The organism is Pseudomonas sp. MWU13-2862 (assembly GCF_023242495.1).
Lineage (GTDB): Bacteria > Pseudomonadota > Gammaproteobacteria > Pseudomonadales > Pseudomonadaceae > Aquipseudomonas > Aquipseudomonas gingeri_D.
On sequence record NZ_JALMEZ010000019.1, the window covers coordinates 63609 to 80334 of the forward strand.

The 16726-nt window shown below is 64.0% G+C and carries 14 protein-coding genes; 7 read left to right on the forward strand and 7 right to left on the reverse strand.

What is annotated here, in order from left to right; all coding sequences use genetic code 11:
• Positions 1–92 precede the first annotated feature (92 nt).
• Positions 93–512 carry a TM2 domain-containing protein gene (locus M5C56_RS27970; protein WP_103494434.1) on the forward strand — a complete coding sequence of 140 codons (420 nt, stop codon included), beginning with the start codon at positions 93–95 and terminating at the stop codon, positions 510–512.
• Positions 513–721: 209 nt separating this feature from the next.
• Here M5C56_RS27970 and M5C56_RS27975 read toward each other — a convergent pair whose 3' ends face one another.
• The 7 genes from M5C56_RS27975 to gshB all read right to left on the reverse strand — a co-directional run bounded on the left by M5C56_RS27975 (position 722) and on the right by gshB (position 6574).
• Positions 722–1993 carry a dihydroorotase gene (locus M5C56_RS27975; protein ID WP_103494433.1) on the reverse strand — a complete coding sequence of 424 codons (1272 nt, stop codon included), beginning with the start codon at positions 1991–1993 and terminating at the stop codon, positions 722–724.
• Complete coding sequence (locus tag M5C56_RS27980; protein ID WP_103494432.1) at positions 1990–2994, reverse strand: aspartate carbamoyltransferase catalytic subunit; 1005 nt, start codon at positions 2992–2994, stop codon at positions 1990–1992. Before M5C56_RS27980 ends, M5C56_RS27975 begins: the two co-directional genes overlap by 4 nt.
• Positions 2995–3007: 13 nt before the next feature.
• Positions 3008–3514 carry a bifunctional pyr operon transcriptional regulator/uracil phosphoribosyltransferase PyrR gene (gene pyrR / locus M5C56_RS27985; RefSeq protein WP_103494431.1) on the reverse strand — a complete coding sequence of 169 codons (507 nt, stop codon included), beginning with the start codon at positions 3512–3514 and terminating at the stop codon, positions 3008–3010.
• Between the two features lie 67 nt (positions 3515–3581).
• Positions 3582–4022: a Holliday junction resolvase RuvX gene (gene ruvX / locus M5C56_RS27990; RefSeq protein ID WP_103494430.1), complete on the reverse strand. Its 441-nt coding sequence runs from the start codon at positions 4020–4022 to the stop codon at positions 3582–3584.
• Positions 4022–4591: a YqgE/AlgH family protein gene (locus M5C56_RS27995; protein ID WP_103494429.1), complete on the reverse strand. Its 570-nt coding sequence runs from the start codon at positions 4589–4591 to the stop codon at positions 4022–4024. The genes ruvX and M5C56_RS27995 overlap by 1 nt, the downstream gene beginning before the upstream one ends.
• 52 nt (positions 4592–4643) lie before the next feature.
• A complete protein-coding gene (locus M5C56_RS28000) occupies positions 4644–5543 on the reverse strand; it encodes an energy transducer TonB (RefSeq protein ID WP_103494428.1) in 900 nt (299 codons plus the stop codon).
• A 77-nt stretch (positions 5544–5620) separates the two neighbouring features.
• A complete protein-coding gene (gene gshB, locus M5C56_RS28005) occupies positions 5621–6574 on the reverse strand; it encodes a glutathione synthase (RefSeq protein ID WP_100944625.1) in 954 nt (317 codons plus the stop codon).
• A 251-nt stretch (positions 6575–6825) separates the two neighbouring features.
• On the opposite strand from gshB, the gene pilG reads away from it, so the two are divergent.
• From pilG to M5C56_RS28035, 6 genes are read left to right on the forward strand one after another with little or no spacing between them, the layout of a single operon-like run.
• On the forward strand, positions 6826–7233 hold the full coding sequence (pilG, locus tag M5C56_RS28010) for a twitching motility response regulator PilG (RefSeq protein ID WP_103494427.1): 408 nt from the start codon (positions 6826–6828) through the stop codon (positions 7231–7233).
• A gap of 45 nt (positions 7234–7278) precedes the next feature.
• Positions 7279–7644, forward strand: coding sequence for a twitching motility response regulator PilH (pilH, locus tag M5C56_RS28015; protein WP_103494426.1), 366 nt, complete (start codon positions 7279–7281; stop codon positions 7642–7644).
• Between the two features lie 12 nt (positions 7645–7656).
• A complete protein-coding gene (locus tag M5C56_RS28020) occupies positions 7657–8208 on the forward strand; it encodes a chemotaxis protein CheW (RefSeq protein WP_103494425.1) in 552 nt (183 codons plus the stop codon).
• Positions 8209–8211: 3 nt separating this feature from the next.
• The gene (locus M5C56_RS28025) at positions 8212–10269 is read left to right on the forward strand and encodes a methyl-accepting chemotaxis protein (RefSeq protein WP_103494424.1); all 2058 of its coding nucleotides are present in this window, start codon (positions 8212–8214) and stop codon (positions 10267–10269) included.
• A 10-nt stretch (positions 10270–10279) separates the two neighbouring features.
• The gene (locus M5C56_RS28030; RefSeq protein WP_103494423.1) at positions 10280–16207 is read left to right on the forward strand and encodes an Hpt domain-containing protein; all 5928 of its coding nucleotides are present in this window, start codon (positions 10280–10282) and stop codon (positions 16205–16207) included.
• Positions 16200–16655 carry a chemotaxis protein CheW gene (locus M5C56_RS28035; protein ID WP_100944631.1) on the forward strand — a complete coding sequence of 152 codons (456 nt, stop codon included), beginning with the start codon at positions 16200–16202 and terminating at the stop codon, positions 16653–16655. Before M5C56_RS28030 ends, M5C56_RS28035 begins: the two co-directional genes overlap by 8 nt.
• Positions 16656–16726 lie beyond the last annotated feature (71 nt).

Genomic DNA, 16726 nt, shown 5'->3' on the forward strand with positions numbered 1-16726 from the left:
TTTTTGGTAAGGGTTTGTTACATGTTTTGAGACAGTAAAAAAGTCACACGGTTTTACGAAATATTTATCTATCGAGCTCGGAGAAGGCGTTGATGAACACCTATCGGCAGGACGGCACACCGGCGAATACCCACAACGTTTTACTCGGGTATTTGCTGTGGATTTTTGGTTTTACCGGTTCTCACCGCTTCTATTACGGCAAGCCGGTTACCGGGACGATCTGGTTTTTTACCTTCGGGTTGCTGGGGATCGGTTGGTTGATCGACCTGTTCCTGATTCCGGGCATGGACCGCGAGGCGGATCTGCGTTTTACCGCCGGGCCGCTGGATTACAACGTTGCCTGGTTGCTGCTGACGTTCCTGGGTTTGTTCGGTATTCACCGGATGTACCAGGGCAAATGGCTGACCGGGCTGCTTTATCTGCTGACGGGCGGGTTGCTGGGGCTTGGCGTGCTGTATGACTTCTGGACACTGAATGACCAGGTGTCGCTGAGGAACAGCGGGCGGGGTTGAGGTCGAATCCCTTTTCTCTGGGGGGGGGTTGGTAACCTCAAGGGCCTCTTCGCGGGCAAGCCCTGCTCCTACAGTCTTCGTCGAATATCAATCTGGTGTACGACATAAATCTGTAGGAGCAGGGCTTGCCCGCGAAGGCGGTTTTAAGGACGCTAAAAGCTTCGCGGCGGTGCGGCGATCCGACAAGCACCGCTCCCACAAATACTGGATCACGCCTGGTGTGTGATCCGCCCATCCATCAGCGTATAACGCACCGCTCCCGGCAACGCATGGCCGAGGAACGGGCAGTTCTCGCCCTTGGACAACCAGTGCTCACCGGCCACGGTCGAGGTGCTCGGATCGAACAGCACCAGATCCGCCGCCGCCCCCACCGCCAGCTTGCCCGCCGGCAGGCGCAAAGCTTCGGCAGGACCGGCGCTCAGGCGCTTCAGCAAGGTCGGCAGGTCCAGCAGGCCATCTTCCACCAGGGTCAACGCCAGCGGCAGCAACAGCTCGACGCTGCTGATGCCCGGCTCGGTCTCGCCGAACGGCGCCAGCTTGGCATCGCGCTCATGGGGCTGGTGATGGCTGGAGATGGCGCTCACCACCCCGGATTTCACCGCCGCGCGCAAACCGTCGCGGTCGGCGCGGGTGCGCAGCGGCGGTTGCACGTGGTAAAGGCTGGAGAAGTCGATCAGCGCTTCGTCGGTCAGGATCAACTGGTACAAGGCCACATCGGCGGTCACCGGCAAACCACGGGCCTGGGCCTGGGCGATCAGGGCCACGCCGCGCGCACTGGTCAGCTGGCTGAAGTGCGCGCGCACGCCGCTCTGCTCCACCAGCAGCAGGTCCCGGGCCAGGGCCACGGTCTCGGCGGTTTCCGGAATCCCCGACAAGCCGAGGAAGCTGGCGGTCGGGCCTTCATGGGCCAGGCCGCCATGGGCCAGGTCATGGTCCTGGGAGTGGAAAATCACCGTCAGGTCGAACGTCGCCGCATATTCCAGCGCCCGGCACAGGGTGCGGGTGTTGCGGAAGCTCTCCAGGCCGTTGCCGAACGCCACGCAGCCGGCATCGCGCAAGGCCACCAGCTCGGCCAACTGTTCGCCTTCCAGGCCTTTGCTCAGGGCACCAATAGGAAACACCTTGGTGTTGCCGGCTTCGCGGGCACGGTCGAGGATCAGTTCGGCCACCGCCGAGGTGTCCAGCACCGGTTTGGTCTTGGGCGGGCAGCACAGGCTGGTGACGCCGCCGGCCGCGGCCGCGCGGGTTTCGCTGGCGATATTGCCCTTGCGGCTGTAGCCCGGCTCGCGCAGGGAGACGTTCAGGTCCACCAGCCCGGGAGCGGCCACCAGGCCTTTGGCATCGATCACGTCGACGGCGGCGAAACCCGCCGGGGCGGCGCCGATGGCAATCAGCTTGCCGGCTTCCAGGTGCAGGTCGGTCACTTGATCCAGGCCGCTGATCGGGTCGATGACGCGGGCGCCGAGTATGCTCAGTTTCACTTGGCCTTCTCCTGGTCGAATTGGCGCTGGGCAGTCTGCCCGCTCATGGCCATGGACAGCACGGCCATGCGTATGGCGATGCCGTAGGTGACTTGGTTGAGGATCACCGAATGGGGGCCGTCGGCCACCGCCGATTCGATTTCCACGCCACGGTTGATCGGGCCCGGGTGCATGACGATGCAATCCGGCTTGGCGCCGGCCAGGCGCGCGGTGGTCAGGCCGAACAGGCGGTAGAACTCGCCTTCGCTGGGCAGCAGGCCGCCGGTCATGCGTTCACGCTGCAGGCGCAGCATGATCACCACGTCGACGTCCTTCAGGCCTTCGGCCAGGTCGGTGTAGACCTTCACCCCGTATTGCTCGATGCCGATCGGCAGCAAGGTTTTCGGCGCGATCACGCGGATATCCGGGCAACCGAGGGTCTTGAGCGCCAGCATGTTCGAACGGGCCACCCGCGAGTGCAGGATGTCGCCGACGATGGCCACCGAGAGGTTTTCGAAGCCGCCCTTGTGCCGACGGATGGTCAGCATGTCGAGCATGCCCTGGGTCGGGTGCGCGTGGCGGCCGTCGCCGCCGTTGATGACCGCCACCTGGGGGCAGACGTGTTCGGCGATGAAATGCGCGGCGCCGGACTCGCCGTGACGCACGACGAACATATCGGCGGCCATGGCCTCGAGGTTGCGCAGGGTGTCGAGCAGGGTTTCACCCTTGCTCGCCGAGGACGTGGACACGTTCAGGGTGATCACGTCCGCCGACAGCCGTTGGGCCGCCATTTCAAAGGTGGTGCGGGTACGGGTGGAGTTCTCGAAGAACACGTTGCACACGGTCTTGCCGCGCAGCAGCGGGACTTTTTTTACCGCCCGGGCGCCGACTTCGAGGAAGGAGTCGGCGGTGTCGAGGATTTCGGTCAACAGCTCGCGGCGCAGGCCGTCGAGCGAGAGGAAGTGGCGTAGCTGGCCCTGATCATTGAGCTGCAGCGGGCGCTTGGCGTCTAGAGGCGTCATCGCAAGGGACTCTTTAAAGGGCGAGGTCTTGAAGTTCAAGTTGGAGCGGCGCGGGGCCGGACAATTTTACCCGTTCCGTGGGAGCCAGCGACAGTGTTGCACCGACCACATCGGGACGGATCGGCAGTTCGGCGGCATCGAGGTCCAGCAGGCTGACCAGCGTCACGCTGGCCGGGCGGCCGTAGTCGAAGAGCTCGTTGAGGGCCGCGCGGATGGTCCGGCCGCTCATCAGCACGTCGTCGATCAGCACCAGGTGCTGGCCTTCGATCTCGAACGGCAGCTCGGACGGGCGCACCTGCGGGTGCAGGCCGTTCTGGCTGAAGTCGTCGCGGTAGAAGGACACATCCAGGGTGCCCAGGGGCGATGTGCTATCCAGGGCCTTGAGCAGCGCCTGGGCCACCCACACGCCGCCGGTACGAATACCGATAAAGCGCGGTTCGACAATGGCGCGCTTGCTCAGGTGGGCGTTGAGATCGACGGCCATCTGGCTGATCAGGTCGGCGGGATTGGGCAGGCTCATGGTTGCTCCTTCAAGGGCCCTTGCGGGGGATCAAGGCGAGGGTAAGAGGTTCGGGCAGCGCCGCTGTTCAGGACTCGGCAGGTGTCGGGTGTTCTTCGATCCAGCTTTGCAGCAGCAGCTTGGCGGCGATGGCGTCCACCGGGTTGTCGCGATAGGTGCCTTTCTGGCCGCCACGGGCCATGCGTTCGCCCTTGGCTTCGAAAGTGGTCAGGCGTTCGTCCTGGGTGAAGAACGGCAGGTTGTAGCGCCCGTTTAGCCGGCGGGCGAATTTCTCCGCACGGGCGCACATGTCGCTGGGGGTGCCGTCCATGTTCAGCGGCAGGCCGACCACCACGGCGTCGGGTTTCCATTCCTTGATCAGGGCTTCGACCTGGTTCCAGTCGGGAATCCCGTTCTGCGCCTTCAGGGTGCAGAGCTCACGGGCCTGGCCGGTGATCATCTGGCCGACGGCGACGCCGATCTGTTTGGTGCCGTAGTCGAAACCCAGCAGCAGGCGGATGGCGGCCATCAGGCGTGGCCCGCCTGGCTGGTGAGCAGGCTGAGGTTGATCCCCAGGTGAGCGGCGGCGGCGGCGAGGCGGGCGTCGCTGTCGGTTTCGAAGAGAATGTCCGGGGAGAACGGGCAGGTCAGCCAGGCGTTGTCGGCCAGTTCCGCTTCCAGTTGCCCGGCTTCCCAACCGGCGTAGCCGAGGGCGATCAGGCTGCGGGATGGGCCTTCACCGTCGGCAATGGCGAACAGCACGTCCTGGGATGTGGACAGCGCCAGGCCTTCCAGTTCGACGGTGGCCTGGTAGGTCTGGCCGATGGGGTGCAGGACAAACCCGCGGTCGGTCTGCACCGGACCGCCGGTATAGATCGGCACATGCTGGCAGAGGGCTGGCGGCTCGATGTCCGGGCGCAGTTGCTCGAGGATATCGGCCAGGCTCAGCGCTTGCGGGCGGTTGATCACCAGCCCCATGGCACCGTTCGCGCTGTGCTCGACGATATAGGTCACCGTCTGCGCGAAATTCGGGTCGGCCATATGCGGCATGGCGATCAGGAAATGATGCTTGAGGTACGTCGGGGTGAGGTTTTTCATGAGCCCTAGTGTGGCCGTGGGCGGGCGACCTGACAAGCGGTGTAGGCGCGATTCAGTTGCTGGAAAGCTTGTCGCCCCGGGAAAAACGCCAGGTGCGGATGATCTCCAGGCGGTCGATGTCCGACAGATCGCCGGTAAAGGGCGCGAACGGTGCCGCCAGGCGCACGATCCGCTGCGCCGCCTGGTCCAGCAGCGGCTGCCCGGAGGATTCCAGCACCAGCACTTCATACAGCGAGCCGTCGCGGTTGATCGAGACCATCAGCCGCAAATTGCCGTAGATCTGCTGGCGACGGGCTTCTTCGGGGTAATTGAGGTTGCCGATGCGCTCGACCTTCTTGCGCCAGTCATCCTTGTACCAGGCGCCCTTGTCGCGCATGGTCGAGGCCGCGCTCAAGCGATGAATCCGCGGGCGCTTGGCATACAACTGTTGTTCCTTGGCCAGTTCCGCTTCAAGGCTGGCGATGTCGCTGCTCAACTGCGAGCTGTCGAACGTCGGCGCCGGTTGCTGGGGGGCGGCCTCGGTCTTGACCTGCTCATGCTTGATCACCGCTTTCTTCGGCTTCGGCGCCACCGTGGTGACCACCGCCTTCGGCGCCGCTTCGGTCACTTCCTGCTTGGCCGGTGGCGGCGGGGTGACCTCATTGATGCTGTTGTCCTGGAACGGCGCGACCTCGGTGGTCTTGGGTATCGCCTTTTTATCCAGGGTGCCGCTGCCTTCCTGGTTGTCCTGGGCGAGGAAATCAGCCTTTTCCGGCGGTTTCACGCTCTTGAAGGTGGACAGGGTGATTTCCAGGGTCTTGCTGATCTGCTTGGGCTCGACGACGCTGAAGCCCACACCGAGGAGCAGCGCCAGGTGGATCAGCGCCGCCAGGAAAAGCGTGAAGCCAAGCCGATCCGCCGGGCGTACGCCGGGGCGGGAAAGTTCGGGAGGCAGATCGGCGGGAAGCGTCATGACCAGGAAACCAACATCGCATGTATCGAAAGCGCGGAATGATAACGCAATGTTGGTTTTTTCTCGGCTGTTCTACATCAACGGGCTTGCAGCTTGCGCTCAATGGCATCCATCAGCAGGCCGCCGATGTCGGTGCCGAAGGCGTTGTCGATCTCGCGGATGCAGGTCGGGCTGGTGACGTTGATTTCCGTCAGATGCTCGCCGATCACGTCCAGGCCGACAAACAACAGGCCTTTTTCCCGCAAGGTCGGGCCGACCTGGGCGGCGATCCAGCGGTCGCGGTCGGTCAGCGGACGGGCTTCGCCGCGACCGCCGGCGGCCAGGTTGCCGCGGGTTTCACCGGCGGCAGGGATCCGTGCCAGGCAATAGGGCACCGGCTCGCCGTCGACCATCAGGATGCGCTTGTCGCCGTCCTTGATTCCCGGCAGGTAGGCCTGGGCCATGATCTGCTGGCTGCCCAGGGCGGTCAGGGTCTCGAGGATCACCGACAGGTTCGGGTCGCCGACCCGGTGGCGGAAGATCGAAGTACCGCCCATGCCGTCCAGCGGCTTGAGGATCACGTCACCGTGCTTGGCGGCAAACTCGCGCAACACATCGGCGCGACGGCTGACCACGGTGGCCGGGGTGCACTGCGGGAACTGGGTGGCGAAGAGCTTTTCGTTACAGTCGCGCAGGCTCTGCGGCTTGTTGACCACCAGCACCCCGGCGCGCTCGGCCTGTTCCAGCAGGTAGGTGGAGTAGACGAACTCCATGTCGAAGGGCGGGTCCTTGCGCATCAGGATCACGTCCAGGTCGCTCAGGGCCGTGTCGGTCTCGGCTTCCAGCTCGAACCAGTGCTCGGGGTTGGCGAACACTTTCAGTGGACGCATGCGCCCGCGCGCCACGCCGGCGTCCTGGTACAGGTCCTGCTGTTCCATGTAGAACAGGGTCCAGCCGCGCGCCTGGGCGGCCAGCAACATCGCCAGGGAACTGTCCTTTTTATAGGAAATATTGGCGATGGGGTCCATGACAATCCCGAGACGAACGCTCATGGGCTATATCCTCTATGGGCCGTGATGGCCGAAATGACTTGAAAAAGTGGCGTCAGAGTGGCGCTACACCGATTCCCGGTCAAGGAAAAACCGCCTGTCCGGGTGGGGCCGGGGGCGGTTGATAGATTGCATCTTGAGACTGTGCTAAAAAGGCTCGCATGCCGCTCGAAGCGCTTACACATCAAGGGCTTCGCGCCTGGAAAGCGCTTAAATGCAGTCAATCGAGTCGCTGTGGCGATGGTAGAGCAGATATGGAACAGCATTCCACAGCCTTGAAAGTGATGGTCATCGACGACTCCAAGACGATTCGTCGCACCGCCGAGACGCTGTTGAAACACGTGGGTTGCGAAGTGATCACGGCCATCGACGGCTTCGATGCCCTGGCCAAGATCGCCGATCACCATCCGGGTATCATCTTCGTCGATATCATGATGCCGCGCCTGGATGGCTACCAGACCTGCGCCCTGATCAAGAACAACAGTGCGTTCAAGTCCACGCCGGTGATCATGCTGTCCTCCAAGGACGGCCTGTTCGACAAGGCCAAGGGGCGTATCGTCGGTTCCGATCAGTTTTTGACCAAGCCGTTCAGCAAGGAAGAACTGCTGGCCGCGATCAAGGCCCATGTGCCGGGGTTCGCGGCGGTAGAACAAGCACATTGACGGCCGGCCGCCTGGCCGCCCGCCTTATAAGCAGTGGGGAACACCATGGCACGTATCCTGATCGTCGATGATTCGCCGACTGAAATGTACAAACTGACCACCATGCTGGAGAAGCACGGTCATGAAGTGCTCAAGGCCGAAAACGGTGCCGACGGCGTGGCCCTGGCCCGCCAGGAAAAGCCCGACGCGGTCCTGATGGACATCGTCATGCCGGGCCTCAATGGCTTCCAGGCCACCCGGCAGCTGACCAAAGACAGTGAAACCAGCCATATCCCGGTGATCATCATCACCACCAAGGATCAGGAAACCGACAAGGTCTGGGGCACGCGCCAGGGCGCTCGCGACTACCTGACCAAACCGGTGGAAGAAGACACCCTGATCAAGACCCTGAACAGCGTCCTCGCCGGCTGACGGCCCGCGCCCATGAGCCCGTCGCAGACTGCCTTCCAGCTGCTGCTGGAAATCGACCAGCGCTGTCGCCTGTTGGCGGCCGACCTGCCGTCGCAACAGGCCCGCCAGGACACCTGGAGCGGTATCGGCTTTCGCCTCGGCGAGCACTGGTATGTGGCGCCGATGGGCGAAGTCGGCGAAGTCCTGCATGAGCCGCGTCACACCCTGTTGCCGGGGGTGAAACCCTGGGTCAAGGGCGTGGCCAACCTGCGTGGGCGCCTGCTGCCGATCATGGACCTGTGTGGGTTTTTCGGCCATGAGCTGTCCGCGTTGCGCAAACAGCGGCGGGTGCTGGTGGTGGAATACAAAGACGTGTTCGCCGGCCTGATGGTGGACGAAGTGGCCGGCTTGCAGCACTTTCCCCAGGGCGGGCAGCAGGGGCTTTCGGTCCAGCCGCCGGATGCGGCGGTGGCGCCCTTTGTCCAGGGCCGTTTCGAGCGTGAACGCAGTTGGTGGGTGTTCAGCCCGTTTGCCCTGGCGCAGGCGCCGGGGTTTCTGGATGTAGCCTTACAGGCAGGGGCCTGATCGATGACAAACGCTAAAACCGGCAAGCCGTTGGAGGCTTCGCGCAGTCGTTCGCAGATCATCGTGCTGTTTATCGCCCTGATCGTGTTCATCATGCTGTTGTTCGCCAACTTCGCCTACCTGAACACCCAGTCCACCTACGACAAGCAATACATCAGCCATGCCGGCGAGCTGCGGGTGCTGTCCCAGCGTATCGCCAAGAACGCCACGGAAGCGGCTTCCGGCAAGGCCGCGGCGTTCAAGTTGCTGAGCGACGCGCGCAACGACTTCGCCCAACGCTGGGGTTACCTGAAAAAAGGCGACCCGGCCACTGGCCTGCCCGCCGCGCCGCCCGCCGTGCGTACGGAAATGCACGCCGTGCAGCAGGATTGGGAAAACCTGCTGCGCAACACCGATGCCATCCTCGCCAGCGAACAGACCGTGCTGTCGTTGCATCAGGTGGCCGCGACCCTGGCCGAAACCGTGCCGCAGTTGCAGGTCGAATATGAAAAGGTCGTGGAGATTCTCCTGCAACGCGGCGCCCCGGCGGCCCAGGTGGCCATGGCCCAGCGCCAGTCGTTGCTGGCCGAGCGGATCCTCGGCGCGGTGAACACGGTGCTGGCCGGCGACGAAACCTCGTCCCAGGCCGCCGATGCCTTCGGTCGTGACGCCGCCCGTTTCGGCCAGGTGCTCAACGGCATGCTCCAGGGCAATGCGGCGCTGAAAATCACTCAGGTCGAAGACAAGGACGCCCGCGCCCGTCTGGGGGATATCGCCGAACTGTTCGAATTCGTCTCAGGCTCCGTGGATGAAATCCTCGAAACCTCACCGCAGCTGTTCCAGGTTCGCGAGTCGGCCGGGAATATCTTCAGCCTGTCGCAAACCCTGCTGGACGAAGCCTCGCACCTCGCCAACGGTTTTGAAAACCTTGCCGGCGAACGCTCCCTCGATACCATCGGCGGTTATGTCCTCGGCCTGCTGGCCCTGGCCTCGATCATCCTGATCGGCCTGGTGATGGTCCGCGAGACCAATCGGCAACTGCACGAAACCGCCGAAAAGAACGAGCGCAACCAGCACGCGATCATGCGCCTGCTGGATGAAATCGAAGACCTGGCCGACGGCGACCTGACCGTGACCGCCTCCGTCACCGAAGATTTCACCGGAACCATTGCCGACTCCATCAACTATTCCGTCGACCAGCTGCGGGATCTGGTGGCCACCATCAACCTCACCGCGGGCCAGGTCGCCGCCGCCGTGCAGGAAACCCAGGCCACCGCCATGCAACTGGCCGAAGCTTCCGAGCACCAGGCCCAGCAGATTTCCGAAGCGTCCACCGCCATCAGCGATATGGCCGAGTCCATCGACCAGGTCTCGGCCAACGCCGCCGAATCGTCGGCGGTGGCCGAGCGCTCCGTGGAGATCGCCAACAAGGGCAACGAGGTGGTGCACAACACCATCCACGGCATGGACAATATTCGCGAACAGATCCAGGACACCGCCAAGCGGATCAAGCGCCTGGGCGAGTCTTCCCAGGAAATCGGCGATATCGTCAGCCTGATCGACGACATTGCCGACCAGACCAATATCCTCGCCCTCAATGCGGCGATCCAGGCCTCCATGGCCGGCGATGCCGGGCGCGGTTTCGCGGTGGTGGCCGATGAGGTCCAGCGCCTGGCGGAACGTTCGTCGGCGGCGACCCGGCAGATCGAAACCCTGGTGCGGGCGATCCAGACCGACACCAACGAGGCGGTGATCTCCATGGAGCAGACCACCACCGAAGTGGTGCGCGGCGCGCGGCTGGCCCAGGATGCCGGGGTTGCCCTGGAAGAAATCGAAGGAGTCTCCAAGACCCTGGCGGCCTTGATCCAGAGCATTTCCAACGCGGCCCAGCAACAGACCACGTCGGCGGGACAGATCTCGCTGACCATGAACGTGATCCAGCAGATCACCACCCAGACCTCGTCGGGCTCGACCGCCACCGCCGACAGCATCGGCAACCTGGCGAAAATGGCCAGCCAGCTGCGGCGCTCGGTCTCCGGCTTTACCCTGCCTGCTGCGCAAGATGCGCGTGAAACCCGTTAGTGGAGTCGTCATGAGCGATCAGCACGACTATGTGGCCCTCGAATGGGTCAAGGGCGAAATCGCCGATACCCTGAAGCAGGCGCGCCAGGCCCTGGATGCGTTCGATGAGCCGACGCATTCGGTCCAGGACATCGCCGAATGCCTGGAATGTATTCACCAGGTCCATGGCAGCTTGCAGATGGTCGAGTTCTACGGCGCGGCCCTGCTCGCCGAGGAAACCGAAGCCCTGGCCCTGGCCGTGCAGCAAGGGCGGGTGGTCGATCTGCCGGAAGCGCTGAAGTTGTTGCGCCAGGCCCTGGGGCAGATGCCGCTGTATCTGGACCGGGTCCACAGTGCCCGCCGCGATCTGCCATTGGTGGTGCTGCCGCTGCTCAATGACCTGCGCAGTGCCCGGGGAGAAAGCCTGCTGTCGGAAACCAGCCTGTTCAGCCCGACCTTGCCGGAGTTGCCGCCATTGGCCGAGGCGACCCTCGCCGAACTGACCCCGGCGGAACTGCCGGCCTTGTTGCGCAAGTTGCGGCAGATGCTGCAGACCGCGCTGGTCGGCTTGTTGCGCGAACAGGACGACGAGACCAACCTCGGCTATATGGCCAAGGTCTTTGCCCGGCTTGAAACCCTCTGTCTGAATGCGCCGTTGGGGGCGCTCTGGCAAGTCGCGTCGGCGCTGGTCGAGGGCATGCTCGCGGGTGTCATCGCCAACAGCCCGGCCCTGCGCAGTCTGCTCAAGGACTCCGACAAGGAACTCAAGCGCCTGCTGGAGCAGGGCATCGCCGGAATCAACCAGCCGGCCCCGGAAGAGTTGCTCAAGAGCCTGCTGTTCTATATCGCCAAGGCGCGCCAGCCGACGGCGCAGATGCTCGCCCTGAAAGAACGTTATGGCCTGGATGAAGCCCTGCCCGATACGGCGGTGGTCGACGAGGAGCGGGCGCGTCTGGCAGGCCCCGACCGCGATGCCATGCGTTCGGTGGTCGCGGCGTTGTGCGAGGAACTGGTGCGGTGCAAGGAACGGCTGGACCTGTTCGTGCGCGGCGACCGCCAGCACACCGATGAACTGTCGAGCCTGCTGGCGCCCCTGCGGCAGATCGCCGATACCCTGGCGGTGCTCGGCTTCGGCCAGCCGCGCAAGGTCATCATTGACCAGACGGCGGTGGTCCTGGGCCTGGTTCAGGGCCAGCGCGAGCCGAATGACTCGGTGCTGATGGACGTTGCCGGCGCCTTGCTCTACGTCGAGGCGACCCTGGCCGGGATGATCGGCACCGTGGAGCCGGAAAGCCGTGAAGAAAGCCGCCTGCCGACCACCGACCTGACCCAGATCCACCAGTTGGTGGTCAAGGAATCGCGGATCTGCCTGCAACAGGCCAAGGACCTGATCATCGAGTACATCGATGCCGACTGGGACCGCGAGCGCCTGTTGCCCTTGCCCGAGTTGCTGACCTCGGTCCGTGGCGCCTTGTCGATGATTCCCCTCGGTCGGGCCGCGAGCCTGCTGGAAACCTGTAATCGTTATATCCACGACCATCTGTTGAATGGCCCGCAACCACCGTCCTGGCAGCAACTCGACCGCCTGGCCGATGCCCTGAGCAGTATCGAGTACTACCTCGAACGTTTGGGCGAAGACCACGAGGCGCCGGGTGAGCGAGTGCTGGACATGGCCGAGGAAAGCCTCGATGCCCTGGGTTATACGCCTGCCGAGCAGGACGTACCGGTGCTCGAAGATGTCCTGAGCCCTAACGAAGCCCAGGTGATGCAGGACTTGCAGGTGCTGGATAATCCGCAGGTGGTGCAGTCCCTGGCCGATGTCCTGGCCAGCCCCGTGTCCGCCCTCAATCCGCCGGCCCGCCAGGTCCCGGGCAGCCTGCTGCCGCCACCGGGCGACGAAGCTCCGGTGGACGACGAGTTACGTGAAGTCTTCCTGGAGGAATGCGCGGAAGTGCTCGATGTGCTGCGCGAATACCTGCCGCGCTGGGCGCTGAATACCGAGAGCAAATCGGCCCTGACCGAGCTGCGTCGCGCCTTCCACACGCTCAAGGGCAGCGGCCGGATGGTCCGGGCGCTGGTGCTGGGCGAGCTGGCCTGGGCGGTGGAAAACCTGCTCAACCGTGTGCTCGAACACAGCGTCGAGGCCGACGCGCCGGTCCACCAGTTGCTCGACGATGTGCTGCAGGTGTTGCCGGAGCTGGTCAGCGAGTTTGCCGAACAGGCCCAGCGCCAGCGCGACGATGTCGACCTGCTGGCCGCCCGAGCCCATGAGTTGGCGGGTTCGGCTGCGGACGAAGCCACGCCCGGGGACGTGGGAGAGACCGACGATGAGGCCATCGACCGGCAGTTGCTGGATATTTTCCGCAACGAGGCCGAGACGCATCTGGACAGCCTCAACCACTTTCTCGAAGAGGCCACCGAACACCTGCCGCTGGCCGCCAGCGACGAATTGCAAAGGGCGTTGCACACCCTCAAGGGCAGCGCCTACGTGGCCGGCGTACGGCCGATCGCCGAACTGGCGGCACCGTTTTACCACCTGGTGCGTGAGTTCAAGGCCCACCTGTTGCCACTGGACCTGGATGAGGTCGAGTTGCTGCTGGAGGCCGAGGTCCTGTTGCACCAGGGCTTGAAGCAACTGGCGGACGACCCGCTGGCGGCCATCGACGGCGCCGCGGAACTGATCCGACGTGCCGAGGCCCAGCTCACGGCCCGGCTGGAGTCGCTGCTCAGCGTTACCAGCGGCACCAAGCGTGACCCGCAATTGATCAACAACTTCCTGGCCCAGGGCATGGATATCCTGCTGGACGCGGAAAACCTGCTGCTGCGCTGGCAGCAGCACCCCGGCGAGCGTGGGGAACTCAACAGCCTGCTGGACGAGCTGACCACCCTCGGCCAGGGCGCCCACAGTGCCGACCTGCACCCGGTGGACGAACTCTGCGAAGCCTTGCTCGACCTCTACGGTGCGGTCGAAGAAAGCAGCCTGGCAGTCAGCGAACGGTTTTTCCATGAGGCGCAGAGCGCCCATGAAGCGCTGATCAACATGTTCGACGAACTGGCCGCCGGCCAGGAAATCAAGGCGCAACCGGAGCGGCTGCGGGCCCTGCGCGAGCTGCTCGACGAGGCCCTCGATCCATCCGCCACCGGCCTGATCAAGACTGACGGCAGCCGCGCCCTGAGCATCGCCGAACTGGGCGCCGCCACCGCCGAAGCGAGCCAGGTCCTCGATGAAGTGGACCTCGACGACGAGATCGTGGTGATCTTCCTCGAAGAAGCCGCGGATATCCTCGACAGTGCCGGGCTGGCCTTGCAGCGCTGGCTCGACGATCCGGACAACGCCGCGCCGCTGCTGTCCCTGCAACGGGACCTGCACACCCTCAAGGGCGGCGCGCGCATGGCCGAGATCGGCCCGGTGGGCGATCTGGCCCACGAACTGGAAAATCTCTACGAAGGCCTGGTGGACCGGCGCTTCAATCATTCTCCCGAACTGGCGCTGCTGTTGCAGAAAAGCCATGACCGCCTGGCGGTCCTGCTGGACCAGCTTCAAGGGCATCAGCCCCTGGGCGATCCGAGTGCGCTGATCGAGTGCTTGCGCCAGTTCCGCCAGGGCAGCAGCGCACCGCTGGAGGTGAGCGAGGCCGCCGAAGCGCCCGCGTCCGTGACCGGCAACGATCCGGAGTTGCTGGAGATCTTCCTCGAAGAGGGGTTCGATATCCTCGAAAGCTCCGGCGCGGCCTTGCTGCGCTGGCAGGCTGAGCCGGCAAATCGCCAGGACGTGGAAACCCTGCTGCGTGACCTGCACACCCTCAAGGGCAGCGCGCGCATGGTGGAAATCGTGCCGATTGGCGACCTGGCCCATGAGCTGGAGTTTCTTTACGAAGGGCTGTCGGCCGGGCTGCTGCAACCGGGGCCGGAGCTGTTCGGCTTGTTGCAGGCCGGTCATGATCGGCTGGCGCATATGCTCGACGCGGTGCGCGCCGAACAGCCGGTGCTGCCCGCCGATGCACTGATCCAGGATATCCAGGCGTTTGGCCGGCAGTCGCCGGTCAATCTGCCGGTTGCGACCCCGGTTGTCGCGCCGGCAGCGCCCAAGCCCGAGGCCCCGACAGTCGCCGAGGCCGAGCGGGCGGCCCAGGATATGGTCAAGGTTTCGGCGGATGTGCTCGAAGACCTGGTCAACCTGGCGGGTGAAACCTCGATCTTCCGTGGCCGTATCGAGCAGCAGGTCAACGACGCCAGGATCGCGCTCAACGAAATGGAGACCACCATCGAGCGTATGCGCGATCAGTTGCGCCGCCTCGACACCGAGACCCAGGGGCGGATTCTCAGCCGCCAGCAGGTGGAAGCCGAGCGCCTGGGTTATGAAGAATTCGACCCGCTGGAAATGGACCGGCATTCGCAGTTGCAGCAATTGTCCCGGGCCTTGTTCGAATCCGCCTCCGACCTGCTGGACCTCAAGGAGACCCTGTCCGGGCGCAACCAGGATGCGGAAAACCTCCTGGCGCAACAGGCGCGGGTCAACACCCAGTTGCAGGAAGGCCTGATGCGCACGCGCATGGTGCCGTTCGAGCGTCTGGTGCCGCGCCTCAAGCGTATCGTCCGGCAGGTGGCGGGGGAGTTGGGCAAGGAAGTCGATTTCGTGGTCGGCAATGCCGAGGGCGAGATGGACCGCAATGTGCTGGAACGCATGGTCGCGCCCCTGGAGCATATGTTGCGCAATGCCGTCGACCACGGCCTGGAAAGTGCCGAAGGCCGGCGTGCGGCCGGGAAACCGGAGCAGGGGCTGATCAGCCTGGACCTGTCCCACGAAGGTGGCGATATCGTCTTCGATATACGTGACGACGGCGCCGGGGTACCCCTCGAAGCGGTACGGCGCAAGGCGATCAAGCGCGGGCTGCTGGAACCGGACATGCCGATCAGCGATCGCGACGTGTTGCAGTTCATCCTCCAGCCGGGCTTTTCCACGGCGGAAAAGATCACCCAGATTTCCGGGCGCGGCGTGGGTATGGATGTGGTTCACGAAGAGGTGCGGCAACTGGGCGGCACCATGCGTATCGACTCCATCCCGGGGCAGGGCGTGCACTTCCAGATCCGCCTGCCGTTCAGCGTCTCGGTGAACCGTGCATTGATGGTGCAATGCGCCGACGAGCAATACGCGGTGCCGCTGAACACCGTCGAAGGGCTGGTGCGGGTCTTGCCGAGTGAGCTGGAAGATTATTACCAGCTCGATCCGCCACGCTACGAATACGCCGGGCAGACCTACGAACTGCGTTACCTCGGCGAACTGCTGCAAACCGTGGGCAAGCCCAAGTTGTTCGGCCAGAGCCTGGCGTTGCCGGTGTTGCTGGTGCACTGCAACGATCAGCGCATGGCGCTGCAAGTGGATGCCCTGGCGGGTTCGCGGGAAATCGTGGTGAAGAACCTCGGGCCGCAGTTCGCCGCGGTACCGGGGCTGTCGGGGGCGACCATCCTGGGCGACGGTCGCGTGGTGCTGATTCTCGATTTGCTCGCCCATGTGCGCAACGCCTTGTCGCGGGCGCCGGTGCAGTCCATCTCCAGTGGTGCGAGCGTGGATGTCACGCCGGTGCGCCCGACCCTGGTCATGGTGGTGGATGACTCGGTCACCGTGCGCAAGGTCACCAGTCGCCTGTTGGAGCGCAACGGCATGAACGTGTTGACGGCCAAGGATGGGGTGGACGCCATGATGTTGCTGGAGGAGCACACCCCGGACCTGATGCTGCTGGACATTGAAATGCCGCGTATGGACGGTTTTGAGGTGGCGACACGGATCCGCAACGATGAACGCCTCAAGGACCTGCCGATCATCATGATCACCTCGCGTACCGGACAGAAACACCGGGACCGGGCCATGGCCATTGGGGTCAACGAATATCTGGGCAAGCCTTACCAGGAGTCGGCGTTGCTGGAAAGCATCGCCTATTGGAGTCAGCTCCATGCATGAACACAGCACCAGCAGCCTGACAGGGTTGATGCTGCCGTTGGCGGACCGTTACCTGTTGCTGCCCAATGTCGCGGTGGCGGAGTTGATCGACTACCAGCGCGGCGAACCGGCCAGTGATGCGCCGCCGTGGTACCTGCGGCAGGTGACCTGGCGCAACCAGCAATTGCCGTTGATCAGCTTCGAGGCGGCCTGCGGCTGTCCGCTGGCGGTGGGGGATCGGGCACGGATCGTGGTGCTCAATGCCCTGGGCGGGCGGCCGGAATTGAAGTTTATCGCGCTGGTGATCCAGGGGATTCCGCGTTCGTACAAACTCGACAGCCAGCTGAGTTTTGTCGATGTGCCGCTGTGTCGGTTGGAGAAGGCGGCGGTGCAGGTCGGCGAATGGGTGGCGAAGGTGCCTGACCTGCTGGGGCTGGAGCAGTTGGTGTTGGAGTCCGGGTTGGCCTGACGGACGATTTACCGTTTGTCAGGACTGTCACTTCTGACAGGTAGTCATTGGCACTGGCAGTAGGGTTCAAT

Coding starts and splice junctions, on each gene's coding strand:
- M5C56_RS27970 (WP_103494434.1), top strand. CDS start 93: ATGAACACCTATCGGCAGGACGGCACACCGGCGAATACCCACAACGTT.
- M5C56_RS27980 (WP_103494432.1), bottom strand. CDS start 2,994: ATGACGCCTCTAGACGCCAAGCGCCCGCTGCAGCTCAATGATCAGGGC.
- pyrR (WP_103494431.1), bottom strand. CDS start 3,514: ATGAGCCTGCCCAATCCCGCCGACCTGATCAGCCAGATGGCCGTCGAT.
- ruvX (WP_103494430.1), bottom strand. CDS start 4,022: ATGGCCGCCATCCGCCTGCTGCTGGGTTTCGACTACGGCACCAAACAG.
- M5C56_RS27995 (WP_103494429.1), bottom strand. CDS start 4,591: ATGAAAAACCTCACCCCGACGTACCTCAAGCATCATTTCCTGATCGCC.
- M5C56_RS28000 (WP_103494428.1), bottom strand. CDS start 5,543: ATGACGCTTCCCGCCGATCTGCCTCCCGAACTTTCCCGCCCCGGCGTA.
- gshB (WP_100944625.1), bottom strand. CDS start 6,574: ATGAGCGTTCGTCTCGGGATTGTCATGGACCCCATCGCCAATATTTCC.
- pilG (WP_103494427.1), top strand. CDS start 6,826: ATGGAACAGCATTCCACAGCCTTGAAAGTGATGGTCATCGACGACTCC.
- pilH (WP_103494426.1), top strand. CDS start 7,279: ATGGCACGTATCCTGATCGTCGATGATTCGCCGACTGAAATGTACAAA.
- M5C56_RS28020 (WP_103494425.1), top strand. CDS start 7,657: ATGAGCCCGTCGCAGACTGCCTTCCAGCTGCTGCTGGAAATCGACCAG.
- M5C56_RS28025 (WP_103494424.1), top strand. CDS start 8,212: ATGACAAACGCTAAAACCGGCAAGCCGTTGGAGGCTTCGCGCAGTCGT.
- M5C56_RS28030 (WP_103494423.1), top strand. CDS start 10,280: ATGAGCGATCAGCACGACTATGTGGCCCTCGAATGGGTCAAGGGCGAA.
- M5C56_RS28035 (WP_100944631.1), top strand. CDS start 16,200: ATGCATGAACACAGCACCAGCAGCCTGACAGGGTTGATGCTGCCGTTG.